Source organism: Mucilaginibacter angelicae, from assembly GCF_042434235.1.
GTDB lineage: Bacteria > Bacteroidota > Bacteroidia > Sphingobacteriales > Sphingobacteriaceae > Mucilaginibacter > Mucilaginibacter angelicae.
Window position 1 is genome coordinate 1 of sequence record NZ_JBHLTS010000001.1, and the last position, 20,420, is coordinate 20,420.

Sequence of the window (20,420 nt, forward strand, 5' to 3'; positions counted from 1 at the left end):
AAATGGCAAAAGGAAAAAACGCTCGTTGTGCCCGTTTAAGTTAAATGAGTTATCCACAAAAAAGGGAGGTCCCACAAAAAGAAAAAAAGAAGCAAAAAAAGAAAAACGCATTAGCATGTGGGAAACTCCTTCAGTTTCCCACATGCTAATGCGACAAACAAGCAACAAGTTATTTAATCCTTATCTTTAAAAAAAAGACCTGTATAGTTCATCTTAGGACTAACAGAATAGCTTGTATAGTATTTACAGGATTTACTCACAAATCTGTATAGCTTTTTCAGGACGGGTCAATCGCCCAAAAGCTATTTCGAAACCGAACGCCTTAATGTCCGTTTTTGTTACAAATGTATATATTAGTTGTGGTGCAATTTTTTATATATCAATGTGTTATGAATTTGGAACATCAATTGAGTTAATTTGCATACTTGAATTCTTACACGCTCCATATCACCCTGTATGATCTGTTTTTCTTCGGAATGATATTTCTCGGGCTGAATTTTGCCGTGCTGCTGGCATTCGTAAAAAGTATAAATCGCAGTGCAAACCGCCTGCTTGTCCTGGCGCTGGTTACGATGATCTTATGGATGATGCGGGTATTAGCTATTGATATCCGGCTGGAAACCTTCCTGCCAGGCTGGGACCGGTTACCCATGCAGTTTTTATTGGCGCTGGGTCCGCTGATGTATTTCTATGTGCTGAAAATAACACGCCCGGAATATAAATTCACCTGGAAAAACCTGCTGCACTTCAGTCCGCTTTTGCTGGAACAGGGCGCCTTCATATTGGAGATGTGGGAAAGCGACAGGATAGGAGTTGCTACCTATGCTACGCCGGCCTTTCTTCAACTGAACCCGGTATTACAACTGCTGATATTTATTTCGATCATAATCTATCTGTATCGCGCACACAAACTCATTGAAAACTTTTACCGGCGATTACAGCCTGTCCTGATGGACCGCTCCCGTCTTGAATTTCGCTGGCTGCGCCGTTTACTGGTGGCAACTGCTTTGCTATGGTTATTGTGGATAGCTTATGCCGCCGTTAATTATTTTGGCTACCGCAATCAATTGGGGATACACGTTTATTATCCTTTTTATATCTTTTTCGCAGTAATTATTATCTGGACCGCCATGGCCGCCTTTTTAAAGCCGCAAGCCGGAGCTATCATACGGCAATCTCCGCCGGCGCCCAGGTCATCACCACCGGCTGAATTTAGGGGAAAAGGCGTCTGGCTCAAAAAAGCAATGGAAGCCAACTTGTATCACCGGGATCCGGAATTAAGTCTTAGTTTGCTGGCCGAACAGCTTGGGATACATCCGCACGAATTATCCCGGATCATCAATACAGCGCTGAAGAAAAACTTCAATGATTTCATCAATGAATACCGTGTACGGGATGTGGCATCAAAAATGCAAGACCCTGCTTATGACAGGATAACCCTGTTGGGCATGGCGTATGATGCCGGGTTTAACTCTAAAGCCACTTTCATCCGGGCATTTAAGCAACTGACAGGAAAAAATCCTGCGGCCTACAAGCTCGAACTTGAAAAAGAGGTTTCAACTTATCATTTGCAACCCCGGTTTCAAACAAGACAGATAATTTTAGTTCCTGAAGTCCCCAAATGGTCTCATGAACAATTAAATTATCATTTTATGTTCCGCAATTATTTAAAGATTGCTTTCCGCAACTTCTGGAAGCACAAAGTTTTTACCCTGATCAATATCATCGGGCTGTCAATAGGCATTAGTGCGTCATTGGTGATCTACCTCATCGTGCACTACGATTTTACTTTCGACAAATTTCATAAAGACGGCGACCGCATATACCGTGTGGTGAGCAATTTTAAGTTCCAGGGCAACGAGAGCCATAGCTACGGCGTTGCCACCCCGATGGCCGCCGGAATAAAAAACAATGTAACAGGGGTTGAAATAATAGCGCCTTTATATACATTGAACCCTGATATAACAGTTGCCGGCAAGCACAACGAGCCCGTAAAATTTAAAGGACAGGACCATATAACCCTGGCCGACCAGAATTATTTTAAACTCATCCATTATACTTGGCTTGCCGGTTCACCCACCGCAGCACTAAATGAGCCGTACCATGTAGTGCTTACGTCTGAGCGGGCAAAAGTCTATTTCCCTTCGCTTAGCTATGACCAGATGCTGGGCAAGACAATTACCTACGACACACTGAAAACGACGGTATCCGGCATAGTTGAGACCATCAAAGAGAACACCGATTTTTCGTGCCACGATTTTATTTCATTTAGTTCGGCCAGGCCAAAAACCAGGCTTGGTAACGATCTGCAACTGGATCAATGGGGAAGCACCAATTCTGCATCCGAAGTGTTTATCAAGCTGCTCCCCCAGGTTAAAGTAGCCGGCGTGCAAAAGCAGGTAAATGCGATGTACAAAAAGAATAACCCGCAAAGCGCCGACGATCTGAAAAACAACAGTTCACAGAGTTACACTGTTCAGCCGCTAAGCGATATCCATTTCAATCAAACTTATGGCACTTTTGATTTCAGCGGGCCTGCGAGTAAAACCAGGGCATATATGCTGCTGGCCATTGCAGGTTTCCTGTTGCTGCTGGGCTGTATCAACTTCATCAATTTAACTACGGCACAGGCTACCCAAAGGGCAAAAGAGATAGGTATCCGCAAAACGATGGGTAGTAGCCGCCCGCAACTCATCGTGCAGTTTTTAAGCGAAACATTCCTGATCACACTTTTTGCGGTAATTATTTCTGTGGGTTTAACGCCATTGATCTTAAAGTTGTTCTCAGATTTTATAGCTCCGGGAGTCAGGGCCGATTTTATTCACCAACCCGATATTTTCCTGTTTCTGTTCATTTTGATTGCAGTAGTTGGTGTGTTATCCGGTTTTTATCCTGCGCTTATGCTGTCGGGCTACAAGCCTGTGCTGGTGCTCAAAAACCAGGCGCAAAGCAACGTCCACAAAACAAGGAATGCCTGGCTGCGCAAATCACTCACGGTGTCGCAGTTTGTGATAGCCCAGTTCTTTATCATGGCTACCATGCTGGTAAGTAAACAAACTTATTATGCATTACACAAAGACCTCGGCTTTAAAAAGGATGCTATAGTTTATGCCGAAACCCCGTACAAAACCCGCAAAGCGGCAACCAACAGGGTAATGGCAAGCAAAATCGCGGCCTTGCCCGGAATAGAAATGGTAAGCGTAGGTTTCCCACCACCGTCTTCCAATTCCACCAATAGTACCATTGCAACATACAAGGATGGGAAAAAGGAAATTACTACGCCGGTAGAATTGAAATATGGCGATGAAAATTACATGAAGCTGTATCATATTAAAATACTTGCCGGGCGTGGAATACTGCCAAGTGATACATCGCATGCGCTGGTGATTAACGAAAAATATGCTAAAATACTTGGATTTAAAACCCCAGGCGATGCCATCGGCAAAATACTCGGAAAAATGAATAGTTCAACCGATATGCGCATTGTTGGTGTAGCCGGCAACTTTTACACGCATTCGCTCCAATCTCCAATAAGTCCGGTCGTGATACTGGCCGCTGGTGATAAAAACAATTACCAGAACGGAAATATCCACATTGCGCTGAAATCGGAAACTGCTGGTGGCGGCGAATGGGCAAAAACCATGGCCGCTATGACAAAAATATGGAAAGAGATGTACCCGGATGACGATGCCAATTTCCAGTTTTACGATAAATCGATAGCTCAGTTTTATAACCAGGAAAGACAAACTTCAACCTTGTTAAGCTGGGCCACCGGGCTGTCGGTACTAATCAGCTGCCTTGGATTGCTGGGCCTGGCTATTTATACTACAAGCCAGCGCACCAAGGAGATCGGCGTACGCAAAGTTCTCGGCGCATCCGTGGCTCAAATCGTAACCCTGCTATCTACTGAATTGGTATTGCTCCTCCTGCTGGCATTCGCCATAGTAACACCATTGGCGTGGTATGCTATGAACAAATGGATGGAAAGCTATGCAGACAGGACGATCATCAGCTGGTGGATTTTTGCGGTCAGCGGGGTGGGCATGTTGCTGGTTGCGTTCATAGCCTCCAGTTTTCAGACAATTAAAGCAGCTATTGTGAACCCGGTGAAAAGTCTGCGTGCTGAATGAATGAGCCAGCGCTGCCGAAGAGAAAGTTTGAGAATTGAATGATTTAAACAGATCGTCAAATACTGGCTTTATCATCTGCCATTAAGGGGGGCTGTTCTTGAAGTTTTGGAAAAACGATTTCGATATGAATCATTGCTCGCCGACCGGATTCAAATCAAGGAGGTAATTGTAGATACAAGTCTCATACTTTTAACCAGGAGGTTCGATTTTAGTCCTGCTCCCGTTACAAAACAAAAGCCGCAAATCGAAAGATTTGGGGCTTTTGTTGTTTTCAGAGTTGCGCTTGCAGGTTAGTTTGTGCCTAAAATCCCGGCTTCGGGCGCAGCCCTGAAGCGGTTATCTTATTGAATTAAAATGTTGATTATATTGGATGCAGAAATAACACCAATAAAGGCTGTATTTTATGGGAAGGGAAACGTATACTTTTAGATTGAACGAGCAGGCGCTTTCAACCACACTCGCCGATACTCTCCAAAACGAACTAAGGGGCAATTTATCATTCTTTGAATATGTTTTGAGAGAAAATGAACAGTTAATTAAATATGGATGGAAATATATTAATCTCCAACAGTATTTAAGTGCAGGAGAAATAATTACGACTTTTAGAAGCGATCCTGCAAAGGCAAACGTGCTATACCTGGGTGTGGCTATGGATTGGCTATGGGAGTCGGATATGATAGAGTATTCATCAATTGATAGATTTAATTCAAGTTTTGCTAAGTATGGATTTGAGCAAATTTATGAACTCGGACAAAAGGATAAATGCTGGGTCTATCTTAATCAACTCTATACATATACTGACATGAATGATTTAGAGAATAAGATAGATACCTATGACGGGCATTACTACTTATGGGAGAATGATGTATATAAAGATGGCCTGGATTATCTGCTTGTACTTTTAAATAAAGTTTGCCTGGATAAGGATTATAAGTTTAGCGATGGAAATTATTATACAGAAAAAACATTGAATTTCTTAAATGATTATAAGAAAGATCGCCGATTGATTGAGCAGGCAGAACTGGCTTTAATCGATATCAGGGCTGAAAATGAAGAAGCTGATCTTAAAGAAGAAGCTAATCCTAATTATCGACGCTCTTATACAAATAATCATTATGGCGTTGCAGAAACAATGTTTAGCCAAATAAAGGAAGTACAAAAAAGTATTAAGGAGTACTCCGGCAAAATATTTATACTTGATAGTCAGTAATTATATATGATAATACAGCTTTGGAGGTATCTGTGATATAAGCGAGGAGCTTCTTTCAAAATCAAATCTTTTAAGGCATCCATTAATAGTTCGATTTTAGTCCTGCTCCCACTACAAAACAAAAGCCTCAGTCGAAAGATTGGAGGCTTTTGTTTTAATCAGTATATAAAATTCCACTCAATTTTGTTCACCGCTGTTTCCCGGGCGGGTGATATTTCCGCTTCCGTCAATAAATAATGGCGGCGCAGCAACTGCAGCAGTGGCTACAAATTGCCATTTAGTTGCACCGTGATACGGATCAAATGCCCATAAGCTTTGCCCCTTATCCGGCTGGAATAAGGTATTACCGGCCATAAACGGATCAATGCTGGTAGTGATCGGTAGTTTAAAAGTTGTTTTTTGCTGACCGGTTTGGGCATCCAGTATAAAAATGGCGTCGCGGTTAATGTCGGTTGTCCAGATAGAACCATTTTGTACAAGTGGTGCGCGTTGATAGGTGTGCGGTGCATACCATTTTGGCTTGCCGGTAATGGCATCAAGTGCATAGATCCCGAACTCGCCGGTGTTTTGGCCATAACCGCAAAAATAAACGATGCCATTATTTACAGTCGGATCTGAAGAAACAGGTATTCCGGCCACACCGGGCAGGTTATAGGTCCACAAAGGGTCGAGACTGCCTGCTGTAAAGGCTTGCAACAGGCTTTCGGCACCCTGCGTGTAAACCCTTCCGTTTGCCACTGCCGGATTGGGGAGTCCGAGATAGGAAACGCCTTTTGCCGGCAGCTTTTCGCCCGTTAAGGCGTTGTAGATGACAAGTCCATAATAAATCGAGCCGTCTGTAACATAAGCTATGCCGCCACTCACCGTTACACTTACCGAACCTCGGTAACCAACGTTCCATATTTCTTTACCGGTTCGGGCATCCAGGGCATAAAGTGCAAAGCCGGCAACGTAAATCATATCGTTGGCTACGCAAGGCGGCTCCGCTACTCCGCCTTCCACAAATGCTTTCCATACCAGTTTCCCTTTAGCTGTATCAATTGCATAAACGTAAGCATCGCTGCTACCCGCAATCAACGTATTTTTATAAACAGTAGGCGTAGCTGCAATAGCGCCGCCGGTTTGAAACTTCCATTTAACGCGGGCCGTTACCGCATCCAGGGCATAGATATAGCCGTTGTTATCGCCAAAATATAAGGTGCCCGGTGCGCCGGCAAATACCTTATAGGTAACGCTTGTGATGTCTTCGGCAGTAAGGGAATAGCTCACCGTTCCGTTAAAATCCTGGGCTGTTTTATTTGCGGGCGATATAGTTTGGCTGTTATAGGTGATATCAGGTACCAGCTTGCTCAAATCAGTACCGGGTGGAACGATGGCTACAATAGAATCATTTTTGATCTTCGCCGTTATGTCTTTGCTTAGTACGCCGTTATTGTCGGCAGCTTTGAATACAAAGGAAGTAATACTTTTTTTCGATGAATAAAATCGAACCAATACCACATAGCTTTTAGTGCTCCCATCCTGCGCAGTGATAGTGTAGCGAAGAGGTTTGCTAAAATCCTCGCTTGATGTTGCCGAAGGACTGATACTTTTTCCCTCAAATGTGACAGTCGGCGTGAGGCCGGATAGCGAAACGCCCGGGGAGACGCTGATGGTAACGGTATCATCGCCGATATGGGTTTGTTCTAAAGCTCCCGGACTCCCTGGTATTGGTAATACGAACCCGGTAAGATATTTATTAGATGATAAATCAGGCTTCGGTTTTTTGCAGGAAATTATCAGCAACAATGCTAAAATCAAAATACCGGGGCGGTAAATGATGTTCTTACAGGTCGTTTTACCAACGACGGTGTTCGGGTAATAAGGCATATCGAAGGGGGGCGTCTACTATACACTAAATGTAGCAAATTATTTAAAGCATACCATGCGTAAATGAGATCAAAACAGACTGTTTAAAATTTGATCTTGAGATACGCCATTATGTGGTACCGATTCTGTACCGGCAAGTGCAGAAATATCACAGACAGCATGCATATAATTAGATATTGGGCCCATTCCTGTTACATTGCAGAAAGCCTCAGATCGAAAGATCTGGGGCTTTTGAGGTCGCCATTTTGTGAAAATGTTATGTTTACTTTATCACTTCACTTACCAAAATGACAGGACTGATATTAGTGTAATTTGAAAAATCCGCACGAATGGCGTCTCTATTCGGCCCGATAGCCGCTTGATAGTCGCTTAGGCTTTTTACATAAAAAGTGCCAATAGCCATAAAAGGCAGTGGTTGGTTAGGAATACCACTGGCAAGTCCTTTTTCAATGGTGTATTTAACCAAATTTGATCCTAAAAACCGTGCTACCATAGGCATGTGCTTAGTTTCATAATATTCCATATTAAAGGTTTTACCTTCGGCATAAGGGTACATGATGGATACTTTAATTAAGCCTTTTTCAACAATAACGGCGTTCTGCTTTTCTTGACTAAACGCGGTAAAACAAGTGCTTAAAAGGAAAAATGATAAAATTAGTCTTAATTTCATAATTGGTTTATTTAACTGGTAAAGTGTTCAATTTTAATGCATTATGCAAATATTAAAATATTGCCTTTATTCACAAAGCGTTATGCTGACTAAAATTTGAAGTTTTACACCATACTTTTTTGCCTTTGGTGTGTTTTCACGATAACCGTGATAGTCACTACTTCAGCTGGATATGCCTTGCTGCTTAAAGTTTATACTTTCTTCGAATGGATATGCCGGTAAATTGCATTTACAAAATATAATCAAAAGCCTCAAATCGAAAGATTTGAGGCTTTTGACTTTCCTCCCTTTATCGTTATCTATGCAAGTATAAATAGTTAGAACATATTTATCGATGCATCTTTTTAATACCAGATATAATTGTGTTTACTTTAAAAAGCCATCCAGGTAACCTAATATGGTGTTTGCCTGCATCATTAAGCTAACATGACTCTGTGAAGGAACAACGGCCAAATGCGATTTTGGCATCGGTGCCATATCAGCAGATATACCGCCTCCCAATAGTTGGTATGTTTTCATCAACTCAACTTTATCCAGGCCATCATTGTCGCCCGAGATGATCAATACCGGCATCGGAATTTTCGCAATATTGTTATCTCCCATGTTAAATGGTTCCTTTACAAAATTAAGCATCTGTTCTATGAACTTCGTCCATTTTGTTTTGTCGGGCGCAACCGCATCGTAGGCCGTTTTCATAGGACTATCTGTAAATAATTCAGGTTTCATGCCTTTAAACGCATTGAGCACTTCTGGTCGCCAGCCGGCACTTTTATAGGTAGAAGAAATGATCACTAATCTTGTTACCCGTTTAGGGCTTGTTACTGCCAACTGGTAAGCCACGGAACCACCCATGCTATATCCTACAACATCAGCACTATCAACTTTTAGGTGATCCATTACTCCTTCCACATCGCTTGCCAGGGTAGCCAGGGCCATTTTTCTGTCTGAAAACTGCGTATGGCCATGCCCCTGGAATTCAATGGCAATCACTTTTCTTGTTTTTGACAATTCAGGGATTAGCTGGCCCCAGTTTCCTTCAATGGTCATAAAAGCGCCATGCAGTAAAACAATAGGCTTACCCGCTCCATATACTTCGTAATAAACTTTAATACCATTAACAGGTATGTAGCCACTGTCGGCAGGTTTAAGCTGTTGTCCTTTAGACTGAAATACTGTAAAAAGAAGCATAGCAATTATTAACGCAGGTTTTTGGACATCAGATCCTTTGAATACTCTTTTCATAAAACGTTATTTAAATGGTTTGATTTTATTGACACTACAAAGATCGAAAGCAATTCAGGATTTTACGCTGTGTAAAAGCGACAGCTTAAGGGGTGGATCGCGACAAATTATTGCCGTTTTACAGTTTTGCGATTATTATTTGTCCATAAATTCAAGCGAAGCACTCACACTAACTTCTGCCAATTGCAGTTCAAAAATTACCCTAAAATCTTCGTCCGACTGTTGAATATCTAATTGATAACATTCCGGATATAACAGGTCTAATCGCCGCTGTACATTTTTCAAGCCAATACCACCGTAATGGATCACCTGCTGTGAATCATTATCGGCCCTGCTGTTGGCAATAATCATTTTCAAGCTCTGTCCGTCAATTTTAAGATCCATCCTGATCCAGTTTGGGCTATCCTTGTGTTTGGATACGTGTTTAAATGCGTTCTCTACAAAAGTCATCAGGATAAAAGGCGCTATGCCTAAGCCGGGCGAATAATCATCATCGATATTAAACACTGTTTTCAGATCGGGACTTTGCCGTAATTTTTCCAGTTCGATAAAGTTTTCGAGGTAAGCGATTTCCTTTTTTAAGGGTATCAGGCTATCGTTCGATTCATAAAGCTGGTGACGAAGCAAGTCGGAAAATTGGGCCAGCGAAGCCGAAGCAATGTCAGGATTTTTATGGATCAGGAAAAAAATGGAGTTGATGCTATTGAACAAAAAATGCGGATTAAACTGGTATTTCAAAAATTTAAGTTCCGTTTCCAGCTTTTCCTTCTCCAACTCTCTCTGCCGCCGTTGCGTTTCCATCCAATTTTTGGTCAGTTTAATGCTCATGCCCAGCGTAGTAGCAGCTATGGTTGATTTTAAGGGGTCGGATTTGGCCAGGTGATAAAAACTGTTCCAGTCGCCGTTGAGGCCAAACATAGTTCTTGCACTGCCGCCGGCTAACCAGGCGCTCAGGTAATAGCCCGGTATGATCAGCACAGAAGAGGCAGCAATGGTCAGGGCCAGGAGAAAGAAATACCAGCCGTAGTGTCCTTTTTGCAGAAAATGCGGGATCAGAAAGTATAAATTTAAATAAACGGCAAATGCCGGAAAGAGCACATAAAAGAAACATTTGACAAAGTAGACAGAGAAAAAATATTCGTGAGCTGCCTGGGTAGGACTGTCAATAGCTAATGAAAACAGCAGGTAGTTATATAACACCCAGAACGGTATGTGATACAATTTGTACCTAACGAACCAGCTTTGATTGAAGTGACTAAACGCCATAACACTAATTTAGGTTAATTGACTGATATTAACCCTGATTGCATACCAATGGAATTAAATAATTGACGAAATGCATCTTGCAGCTTATATCTGGTAATTAACCGGGTTGAAATACCGTTCCTCACCAAATTCGTCATGTTTGTGCATTTCATCAATCGGGCACAGGTGCTCATCAATCCGTTTTTTCGGTCCGGGATAAGATGAGTTATTTAGGCTGAAATAGTCAATACATGAAATCCTTCATCATTTCCATATTATGCCTATTTATTGCGGCCGGTGCTTTTGGCCAGGTAACAGGACGGATAGCCGATACCACCGGCAAGCCCGTTCCGTTCGCTACTATCGCATTGAAGCGGTCGGCCGATAGTGCCATCATCCGATCAGCCGCAGTAACTGATACCGGCACTTTTCATATCAACAGTGTGCAGCCCGGAAAATATATCCTGCTTGTAACTGCTGCAGGATATCAAGCCTACAGATCGGCAATTTTTGATGTAGGCCGGGGGCTACAGGCAAACCTGGGCCGGTTGATAATGAAACAAACCGGCAGGCAGCTGCGCGAAGTGGTGATCCGCGCGTACAAGCCACAGGTACAGCAAACAGCCGAAGGCGTAACGGTGAACGTACAAAACAGCATCATGACGCAGGGCAGCTCCATACTGGACGTATTGCAGCGGTCGCCGGGTGTTATCCTCGATCAGCATAACAATACTATCTCGCTCAACGGTAAAACAGGTGTAATGGTGATGATAGACGGGCGGCTCATGCGTATGTCGATGGATCAGTTGATAACTTTATTAGGCGGCATGAGCGCGGATAATATCGATAAGATAGAACTGATGAATACCCCCCCGGCAAAATACGATGCAGAAGGCAATGCAGGCATCATTAATATCGTGACCAAAAAAAATAAAAAACGTGGCACCAATGGTTCAATTACACTTACGGGAGGCTATGGCATGTATGAAAAAGCTTCGGCTGGTTTCAATGTCAATCACAATACCAGTAAGGTTAACCTGTATGGGGCATATTCCTACTGGCACAGTCATGACTACGGCGGCCTTTATGCAACAGGCTCCGAGAATGCGGAGATAGTAGGCGGACAAGCAGATTTTAGTTACACGGGTATCAGCAAGCCAATTTCTAACTTTAACGACGGCACGGTGGGTGCAGATATAAAACTTGATACAGGAACCACTATTGGCGGCAGTGTCAATTATTGGGGTGGCGGCAATACTAACAACCCTCATAACTATGGCTATTACCTTTTTGCGAATGCACCGTCATTGACTTATAATTCGTTATTTAACAGCTCCGCCCACCTCGGTAACGCCATCACCAATTTTTATCTCGAAAAAGATTTGGCAGGTAAACAGAAGATTCGCGCTGATTTTGATTACCTGTATTATAATGCGCGGTCACAGTCTGGTTCGCAAAGTTCTTTTACCGATGATAGGGGTAATGCGGCGGGTAGTGCCGATAGCCTTTATTCGCCTATGCAGCGCAGTTTTGGCAACACGCTGATAAAAGTGCTGATCGGCAAGCTTGATTATTCGGCACAAGTGAATAAAAAAATAAAGCTTGAAGCCGGCGCTAAAGCCACTTACAGTCGTACCGCCGCCCGCTCTGCTATTGAGGATTTGGAGAACGGCATTTGGGTACCCAATACAGTAGGAGCAGCTAATAACTTTGTAACGTATGAATCGATTAATGCGGGTTATTTTAGCTTCAACATGCAGCTCGATTCGGCTACCAGCCTGGTTGCAGGTGCCCGTTATGAATACTCGCATAATTACACAGACAAGTCAGCTGATACCAATTTCCGGGTAGACCGTAAACTGAGCAGGCTTTTTCCATCCGTGTTTTTTTCAAGAAAACTGAACGATCATTCATCATGGGAGGCTTCCTACACCGAACGGATCACGAGGCCATCGTACAGTGAGCTGGCTTCCTATGTGAGCTATAACGACCCGGTATCGGTTTTTACGGGAAACCCGCTCTTAAAACCGACCATTACCCGCAATCTTAAATTTGGCTATAATTACCATGACTACCTGTTTTCTTTATTGTTCAGCCGCGATGATCATCCCATCCTGGGGATCCAGGGAACCACAGGGCCGGTAAAAGGAGTGGTTTATTTGCGGCCGGAAAATGCCGACTGGCAAAATTCAATAACCTTACAAGCTACAATTCCTGTCAAAATAAACGATTGGTGGGATATGAATTATACCATTACAGGCGGATTAAGGCAATACAAGATCTCATTTACGCCGCAACCGTTTGAGAAAATTTTTGTTGCCGGCTCCTTTAATTTCAGCGAGAACTTTAAGTTAAAACATGGTATCTCTGCTGAGTTATCCGGATACTATAATTCGCCTTCTTATAGTGCCAATTGGCGATCTTATAGCAATACCATCCTAAACTTTGGCCTGAAGAAAGAAATAGGCAAGGGTAATTTAAAGCTGTCGGTTACCGATGTGTTCAGGTCCGGCAGGTACCAAAGCGATGTAGGCCTGCTTACTACAGATGCCTTTAATACCAGGGTACATGTAATTTATAATACAGAATCGAGGTTGGGGACTATTGTAAAATTGACTTATTATCGTCCGTTTGGGTCAACAGGTATTAAAAACCGGGAGAAGAGGGATAGCGGTTCCGGGGATGAGCGGAGCAGGTTGTGATTGGTTTTGTTGTCACAAATCAACAAGCTACTACTCAAACATCGCTATACTTTTAGGCGTTACTTTGCCAATCCTTTTGTCCTTACGCGAAACCATTTCGCAGAGCTGTATGGCCGCGCTCTCAAAATCATCGTTGTTGTTGCTGAGCAGCAGCCAGGCGGTATCAAAGGCTTCGTCCAATACAAAGTCGGTGATTGCAGATATTTCTGCTTTCAAACTGGCATGATCTTCCCGCTTAGTGGAGATCCAGATGCCATTGTGCTGCGGGTTTTTGCCAACCTGCCGGAATATCAGCACAATCTTTCGATCAAAATAAATGTAGAACATGCCAACAGCCGGTTTAACGATTACGCCGGCAGGTAAATAATCCAGCAGGAAATCAAATGGCATCGGCTTTTTCATAACTCAGGAATAAATGTTATTTTTCAATGATGCAATATAGTTTACCGTTATGAAAAATAAACGGCTTTTCATACAGTTTGACAATTTGAGTGCATGTTAAATCCTGTCGCAATACACCCCTTAAAATGTCCCGAATCCCCCACTTTAGCAGCAAAAAACCATTTAATTTTGAAATAGTTAAATAATGCTGTCAAAACAATTAACGCTTACGAGTTTTAACCATATATCAACACCAAAATTATTTACCTATGTTACCCATCAAACCACACCTCTGGTTCGACCAGGATGCAAAACAAGCTGCTGAATTCTACGCGTCGTTCATGCCTGATTCGGCCATTAATTATGCCAATCACTTTTCAATGAGCGATGGCGAATGCCAGGTAGTAGAATTTACTATTGCCGGCCAGTCGTTCTTCGGCATTAGTTCCGCACATAAGCTTGGCATCAATCCCTCCATTTCCTTTATGATCAATTTTGATCCTTCACGTGATCCTGATGCAGCTCAACATATCGACGAAGTTTGGAATAAACTGATTGAAAAAGGCAAAGTGATGATGCCATTGGATGCCTACCCTTTCAGCAAACGTTACGGTTGGGTTGAAGACAAATACGGCATATCATGGCAGCTGATCCTGACCAATCCGGCAGGTGAGGAGCGGCCCGTGATTGTTCCTTCGCTGATGTTTACCCCACCGGTGGCAGGTAAAGCCGATGATGCAATAAATTTTTACTGTGCTGTGTTTAAAAATAGCAAACGCGGCACCACGGCACCGCGTCCGGAGGATATGGGGCCCGATAAAGCAGGCACACTCATGTTCGCTGATTTTTACATCGACCAAACCTGGCTGGCCGCTATGGATAGTGCACATCAGCATGGTTTCAATTTTAACGATGCTGTATCGTTATTAATCCCATGCGAAACCCAGGAAGAGATCGATTACTACTGGGATGCACTTACAGCCGGTGGCGAAGCCGGGCAATGCGGTTGGTTAAAGGATAAATACGGCGTATCATGGCAGGTGGCTTCCACAGTTATGCTCGATGCACTCAAAAATGGTACCGCTGAACAGATCGCACAGGTTACGGAGACTTTTATGACGATGAAGAAAGTAGATGTCGCAACCCTGCAGCGGGCCTATGCTGGTGAGTGATCAATTAATTGGGGTTATCCTGGTTAAATCAAGAGTCATTAGTCGCAATTTCAGCAGTATCCGGAAGGCCAATTGGTCTTCCAAAACCGGACAGCAGGCTGTCCGGTTTTGTTACAGTGATATGTAAGGGCAGAAGTAATTTTTTGTATATCAGTTTGTTGTAAATTTGGAACAGGGATTGATCCATTTCAACTGATTGAAAACTTATACGTTCCATATCAATGCCTACGACCTGGCCTTTTTAGGAGTTATTTTCCTGGGGATGGGCTTTGCCGTGCTTTTATGGTTCACCAAAAGAATAAGCGGGGCAGCGAACAAATTTTTTGCCATGGCACTGCTCACTATCGTTTTGTATATAGCCCGCATATTGGCTATTGATATCCATCTGGAAGCCTATATGCCCCACTGGAGCCTGCTGCCGCTACAATTTTCGCTGGGATTTGGCCCCCTGATTTTCTTTTACGTACTTAAATTGACCCATCCTAAATATAAACTCCGATTTAGGGATCTGCTGCATTTCATTCCGTTATTGGTTGAATTGTGCGCTCAGGCACTGGCGATCAAAGAAAGTATCAGCACGGGTGCAGCTACCTATGATACACCGACCTTTCACCGGTTTAACCCAGCATTGCAGTTGCTGGCGTTTATCTCGGTCATCAGCTACCTGTATGCGTCACACAGGCTGATAGAAAAGTTTTACCGGCGGTTGAAATTTAATAATGGCGACCGGTACGAAATGAGATGGCTGCACCACCTGCTAATCGGTTTCGGTCTTCTATGGCTGTGCTGGATGCTCTTTGCTGCCACAGATTATTTTTATTATCACTATCAGTTAAATATCCATGCCTATTATCCCCTGTATCTTCTTTTAGCGATACTGGTCATACGGACGGCGGCTATCACTTTTTTAAGGCCTGATGTTGGCTTGCCCTTAGTTGCACCTTCGTTTTTCAAACCAGCGCCTCCGGCGGAGATAAAGCTAAAGGCTCTTTGGCTGAAGAGGGAACTGAAAACAAACCGGTATTACCAGGATCCGGAGCTAAGTTTAAGCTCGCTGGCCGAAAAGCTTGAGCTAACTACCCATGAATTATCCCGGATAATTAATACGGTGCTCAAAAAAAGCTTTAATGATTTCATTAATGAATATCGTGTGGCCGAGGTGGCCCGGAGAATGCAGGATCCTGCTTATGCCCACATAACACTGCTCGGCATAGCATTTGAATCTGGCTTTAATTCAAAAACCACCTTTAACCGTACTTTTAAACAAATGAGCGGGAAAAGCCCGGCAGAATATAAACTTGAACTGAAAAAAGAGCGACCAAATTATAACCTGGGGCGCTCGCCCCGTTTTGCGACGGTAATTTCGTACCAGGAAACGGCTCCGAGTTGGACCGCCAAGAAATCAAATCGCAATTTTATGTTCAAAAATTACTTCAAAATCGCCTGGCGTAACCTCATGCGCAATAAAAGCTATGCCACTATCAATATTACTGGTTTGGCAATAGGTATTGCAGCCTGCCTGCTCATATTCCTGGTTGTTCAGTTTGAAACAAGCTTTGACAATTTTCATACTAATAAAGACCGGATCTATCGTGTTGTAACGGTAAACAGTGGCCCAGACGGAACACACGCCGGCCCCGGAACGCCATTGCCTTTAACTGAAGGTTTGAAGCTTGATTTCCCACAAATAAAGCAGTTATCCAGCATTATGCTGAACGATGGTTCGCACTATGCTGTGGGTGATGGGAGCAAAGGTGGTGCAGTGAAGAAGTTTAAAGAAGATCTGGCATATTATGCTGATCCCTGGTTCTTTCAGATTTTTGATTTTAAGTGGCTGGCAGGAGATAAAAATACCGCTTTGGCAGACCCTAACACTATTGTACTATCGCGAGACGAAGCTGGTAAATTTTTCGGCGATTGGCACACAGCTATGGGGAAAATAGTGCGGTACGAAAACAAACGCGATTTAAAAGTGACCGGGATCTTTGAAAATACTCCGGCCAATACCGATTTCCAGATGAAACTGGCCGTGTCATGGGTCTCCCTTATCGGAAAAGGAGGGGACCTTAGCGGCAATGCACAGGATTGGGTAAGTACTTTCAGTGACAGAAATTGTTATATTATTTTACCGGCTGGTATCAACGAAAAGCGGTTTAATGCCGACCTTGCAGCCTTCGCAAAAAAGCATGTACCGGCGCCTTACAATAAAAATGAGATCTTTCAATTACAGGCATTGAAAGACATGCATTTTAATACCGATGTGGGTGTGTACGGTGGTCACCAGTTCAGCAAGCAACTGATCAATGTTATCAGTTTGATTGGTTTGTTCCTGCTGGTTATTGCCTGCGTTAACTTTATCAACCTGGCTACTGCCCAGGCTGTAAACCGATCAAAAGAGGTTGGCATACGCAAAGTTTTAGGCAGTAAGCGTTACCAATTGTTGCTGCAATTCATCAGCGAAACTTTGATCATTACTTTATTTGCCGTTATACTTGCTTCAATAATTTCATTGGTGACTTTACCAATGTTGAATAGGCTGCTGGAGATCCGGCTGAGCGGCAGTTTCCTGGGGGACCCTATGGTGATCTTGTTTTTAGCAGGAGTGGTTATCGGAGTTACCATTTTGGCCGGATTTTACCCGGCACTTGTGCTATCAGGATTTAACCCGATAGAAGCATTGAAGAATAAGATCAACGCCGGACGCGTGAGCGGGATCTCATTGCGCAGGGTGTTGGTTGTGGTGCAGTTCTGCATAGCACAGTTCCTGGTGATCGGGACACTGGTATTGATTTACCAGATGAATTATTTTAGAAACAAATCGCTTGGCTTTAATAAAGATGCTGTGATCACTGTTCCTTTCCCCGGGGATAGCACCAGCAGGACAAGGGTGAATGCATTGAAAGATGAGCTTTTACAGCAACCGGGAATAAAAGATGTAAGTATTAGTCTATCCGCTCCATCTGATAATGGCGGTTGGTTTAGTGACTTTAAATTCAATAATGCGGCCAAACAGGTTGACTTTGGCGCATGCCTGAAATGGGCCGACGCCAACTATTTCAGGTTATACAATATTCAATTTGTAGCCGGCGGTCCATACAATAAAACGGATACCATATCAGGTTATGTTGTCAATGAAACTTTGATGCATAAACTTGGTATTACTGATCCAAAACAGATCATAGGCAAATACATTATGCTATGGAACAATGCAAATTTGAATGCGCGGGTAACAGGCGTTGTGAAGGATTTCAATATAGGCTCGCTGCGAGGTGCTATTCCGCCGGTATTGATGGGCCCATGGAAGGCACAATATTCAAAGTTGAACATCAAAATTCAGCCTCAAAACGTGAGCCGCACACTTGCAAGTGTTGAAACTTTGTGGAACAAAACTTATCCGGCGGGTGTGTATGAATATCAATTTCTTGATAAAACGATCGCTGATTTTTATAAAAGCGAAGACGAATTATCCACGCTTTATAAAATATTTGCGGGTATAGCCATATTCATTTCATGCCTTGGCTTGTATGGCCTTGTAGCCTTTATGGCTTTACAACGCACTAAAGAAGTGGGCATCCGTAAAACTTTAGGAGCCTCGGTTGGCCATATTGTGTACCTGTTCTCTAAAGAATTTACAGTGCTTATCGTTATCGCATTTGTAATATCTGCTCCAATCGGCTACTATTTCATGCATCAATGGCTGCAGGATTTCACCTATAGAATTACTATTGGCCCGGATATATTTATGGTGGCGATATTGGCATCAGTAGCCGTTGCCTGGACATGCGTAGGCTACAGGGCTGTAAAAGCGGCGCTGGCTAACCCTGTGACGAGTTTGAGGAGCGAATAGCAGTTAACAGGAACATCAACCGGAGTCCTGCTCCCTCAACAAAAAAATGAAAGCCTCAAACCGACAGATTTGAGGCTTTTTTTATTACATTTACTTTAGTCGCCATCCGGCAGCTGCACTAACCTATAATCAGCCTATTCACGTAAAATGCTTAAAGCACGCTTATTTGGACTTTTCTTTGCTCTGATTTTAACGAGTAGAACTAAATTATGGGCTCAGGCTCTGCCCGGGCCGGTTGTAAAAAAGATCAACTCTCTTTTTTATAACTGGGACAAAACTCAAAGCCCGGGATGTGCAGTGGGCGTTGTCAGAAACGACTCACTTATTTTTTCCAAAGGGTATGGTATGGCAAATTTGGAATATGCTATATCCAATTCGCCGCAAACTGTTTATCATTTGGCATCGGTGTCTAAACAGTTTACCGCCTATGCTATTATTTTGCTGGCTCAACAGGGTAAACTCAACCTGGACGATGATATTCGTAAATATCTTTCCTGGTTCCCAAACCTTAAGCAGAAAATAACTATTCGTAATCTTTTGAACCATACAAGCGGAATACGTGACCAATGGCAGCTTCTCGGCATTTCGGGAACCAGGATCGACGATGTGATCACGCAGGAACACATTATAAAGGTTTTAAGTAAGCAGCAGGCACTTAATTTTATCCCGGGCGAAAAATTTATGTACTCAAACAGCGGGTACACTTTACTGGCAGAAATTGTGAAGTCCGTATCCGGTCAGTCGCTTAGGAAATTTACAGATTCTGCGATATTTAAACCTTTGAAAATGACCCAAACTCATTTTCATGACGACTATACTGAAATAGAAGGAAACAGGGCATACTCTTATGACAGAAAAGATGGTACACGGTTTAGCAATAGTATTTTGAGTTATTCTACAGTGGGCGCCACCAGTCTTTTGTCAAATATTCCTGACCTGGCAAAATGGGTTATGAATTTTTATGACACTAAAATTGGCAATCAACAGGCCATATTACAACTTACTCAAAAAGCTAAATTAAATGATGGCACAGAATTAGGATATGCGTCAGGAATTTTATCTGAAAAGTATAAAGGTTGGAAGCAATTTAGCCATAATGGAGCAGATGCGGGGTTTCGTACATCAGTTATTGTTTTTCCTGAGTTGAAGACGGGCATCATCGTTTTAAGTAATTTGAGTGAGATAAATGCCCAGGAAAAAGCAAGCCAAATTGCGGATATGATAATTTCTGAAAGAACAGGTTTAGTAAGGCCGGCAGAAGAAAAGACAAGAAATGTAAAAATACCGGCAACAGAGCTACTTTTCCTGAAAGCGCAATCGGGGAGTTATTTTAGCGATGAAATGAATACCGTAACAAGCCTAAGACTTAAAAATGATAGTTTATATCTGCGTATCGGGACAAATGATAACCTGATGGCAAGAGAATCTGAGCATACTTATTCAATGTTTTACGTACCCCAGATTAAGCTGATTTTCGATAAAAAAGGAGATTCCCCAAACGTAAGCCTGAATATATCAAATGATACGCTTCATTTTACAAGGATCCCCAATCAACTTAAGGCTGATGATAAAAGCATGTTGGAATACACTGGTACTTATAATAATACGGAGCTTGAGTGTACCTATAAGATTATATTAAAAGATCATCAGCTTTATTTGACAAACAGCAAATACAACGATGAGAGGCTGACACTATTTGGATCAGATCATCTAATTAATGACACCTGGTATATGAAACACCTTGTGGTAACGCGGAATAAATCAAATAAAGTTACAGGTTTTGAGGTGAATAGCTGGAGGGTAATGCATTTGAAATTTGTTAAAATTAAAACAGATAATTAAAGGCAATATTAAATTCGGATACATTGATAATGGAATTATACATCAAAATTCATTAGAATAAATTATTTAAGGGTTCCGAATCCTCGATATTTTGAGTCGGGCCTCACAGC

The 20,420-nt window shown here is 42.7% G+C and carries 12 protein-coding genes; 7 read left to right on the plus strand and 5 right to left on the minus strand.

Features of this window, described 5'->3' with window-relative positions; genetic code table 11:
* The 3 genes from ACFFGT_RS00005 to ACFFGT_RS00015 all read left to right on the plus strand — a co-directional run.
* A partial coding sequence (locus ACFFGT_RS00005; RefSeq protein WP_377020431.1) for a hypothetical protein occupies positions 1 to 190 on the plus strand: 190 nt, incomplete at its 5' end.
* A 235-nt stretch (positions 191 to 425) separates the two neighbouring features.
* On the plus strand, positions 426 to 4,130 hold the full coding sequence (locus ACFFGT_RS00010) for an FtsX-like permease family protein (RefSeq protein WP_377020432.1): 3,705 nt from the start codon (positions 426 to 428) through the stop codon (positions 4,128 to 4,130).
* A gap of 403 nt (positions 4,131 to 4,533) precedes the next feature.
* Positions 4,534 to 5,340: a hypothetical protein gene (locus tag ACFFGT_RS00015; RefSeq protein WP_377020433.1), complete on the plus strand. Its 807-nt coding sequence runs from the start codon at positions 4,534 to 4,536 to the stop codon at positions 5,338 to 5,340.
* Between the two features lie 177 nt (positions 5,341 to 5,517).
* On the opposite strand, the gene ACFFGT_RS00020 is transcribed toward ACFFGT_RS00015, so the two are convergent.
* The 4 genes from ACFFGT_RS00020 to ACFFGT_RS00035 form a co-directional block, all read right to left on the minus strand.
* Positions 5,518 to 7,209: an outer membrane protein assembly factor BamB family protein gene (locus tag ACFFGT_RS00020; RefSeq protein WP_377020434.1), complete on the minus strand. Its 1,692-nt coding sequence runs from the start codon at positions 7,207 to 7,209 to the stop codon at positions 5,518 to 5,520.
* 262 nt (positions 7,210 to 7,471) lie between these two features.
* Complete coding sequence (locus ACFFGT_RS00025) at positions 7,472 to 7,879, minus strand: EthD family reductase (protein WP_377020435.1); 408 nt, start codon at positions 7,877 to 7,879, stop codon at positions 7,472 to 7,474.
* A gap of 366 nt (positions 7,880 to 8,245) precedes the next feature.
* Positions 8,246 to 9,121: an alpha/beta fold hydrolase gene (locus ACFFGT_RS00030; RefSeq protein ID WP_377020436.1), complete on the minus strand. Its 876-nt coding sequence runs from the start codon at positions 9,119 to 9,121 to the stop codon at positions 8,246 to 8,248.
* Between the two features lie 135 nt (positions 9,122 to 9,256).
* Entirely contained in the window at positions 9,257 to 10,387 is a 1,131-nt protein-coding gene (locus ACFFGT_RS00035; RefSeq protein ID WP_377020437.1) for a sensor histidine kinase, read from the minus strand.
* 230 nt (positions 10,388 to 10,617) lie between these two features.
* Here ACFFGT_RS00035 and ACFFGT_RS00040 point away from each other — a divergent pair, with 230 nt between their 5' ends.
* A complete protein-coding gene (locus ACFFGT_RS00040) occupies positions 10,618 to 13,068 on the plus strand; it encodes a TonB-dependent receptor domain-containing protein (protein ID WP_377020438.1) in 2,451 nt (816 codons plus the stop codon).
* A gap of 30 nt (positions 13,069 to 13,098) precedes the next feature.
* Here the strand turns inward: ACFFGT_RS00040 and ACFFGT_RS00045 are convergent, their stop codons facing one another.
* Positions 13,099 to 13,470, minus strand: a complete 372-nt coding sequence (locus tag ACFFGT_RS00045) for a hypothetical protein (RefSeq protein ID WP_377020439.1) — start codon at positions 13,468 to 13,470, stop codon at positions 13,099 to 13,101.
* Positions 13,471 to 13,718: 248 nt separating this feature from the next.
* Between ACFFGT_RS00045 and ACFFGT_RS00050 the strand changes: the two genes are divergently transcribed.
* From ACFFGT_RS00050 to ACFFGT_RS00060, 3 genes are all read left to right on the plus strand, one after another.
* On the plus strand, positions 13,719 to 14,621 hold the full coding sequence (locus tag ACFFGT_RS00050) for a VOC family protein (protein ID WP_377020440.1): 903 nt from the start codon (positions 13,719 to 13,721) through the stop codon (positions 14,619 to 14,621).
* Positions 14,622 to 14,817: 196 nt separating this feature from the next.
* Positions 14,818 to 18,468: an ABC transporter permease gene (locus ACFFGT_RS00055; RefSeq protein ID WP_377020441.1), complete on the plus strand. Its 3,651-nt coding sequence runs from the start codon at positions 14,818 to 14,820 to the stop codon at positions 18,466 to 18,468.
* Positions 18,469 to 18,615: 147 nt separating this feature from the next.
* On the plus strand, positions 18,616 to 20,310 hold the full coding sequence (locus ACFFGT_RS00060; protein WP_377020442.1) for a serine hydrolase domain-containing protein: 1,695 nt from the start codon (positions 18,616 to 18,618) through the stop codon (positions 20,308 to 20,310).
* Positions 20,311 to 20,420 lie beyond the last annotated feature (110 nt).

Excerpts from the sequence above, each read along its gene's own strand:
- ACFFGT_RS00020 (WP_377020434.1), bottom strand. The coding sequence starts at position 7,209 with ATGCCTTATTACCCGAACACCGTCGTTGGTAAAACGACCTGTAAGAAC.
- ACFFGT_RS00060 (WP_377020442.1), top strand. The coding sequence starts at position 18,616 with ATGCTTAAAGCACGCTTATTTGGACTTTTCTTTGCTCTGATTTTAACG.
- ACFFGT_RS00045 (WP_377020439.1), bottom strand. The coding sequence starts at position 13,470 with ATGAAAAAGCCGATGCCATTTGATTTCCTGCTGGATTATTTACCTGCC.
- ACFFGT_RS00040 (WP_377020438.1), top strand. The coding sequence starts at position 10,618 with ATGAAATCCTTCATCATTTCCATATTATGCCTATTTATTGCGGCCGGT.
- ACFFGT_RS00025 (WP_377020435.1), bottom strand. The coding sequence starts at position 7,879 with ATGAAATTAAGACTAATTTTATCATTTTTCCTTTTAAGCACTTGTTTT.
- ACFFGT_RS00035 (WP_377020437.1), bottom strand. The coding sequence starts at position 10,387 with ATGGCGTTTAGTCACTTCAATCAAAGCTGGTTCGTTAGGTACAAATTG.
- ACFFGT_RS00050 (WP_377020440.1), top strand. The coding sequence starts at position 13,719 with ATGTTACCCATCAAACCACACCTCTGGTTCGACCAGGATGCAAAACAA.
- ACFFGT_RS00015 (WP_377020433.1), top strand. The coding sequence starts at position 4,534 with ATGGGAAGGGAAACGTATACTTTTAGATTGAACGAGCAGGCGCTTTCA.
- ACFFGT_RS00030 (WP_377020436.1), bottom strand. The coding sequence starts at position 9,121 with ATGAAAAGAGTATTCAAAGGATCTGATGTCCAAAAACCTGCGTTAATA.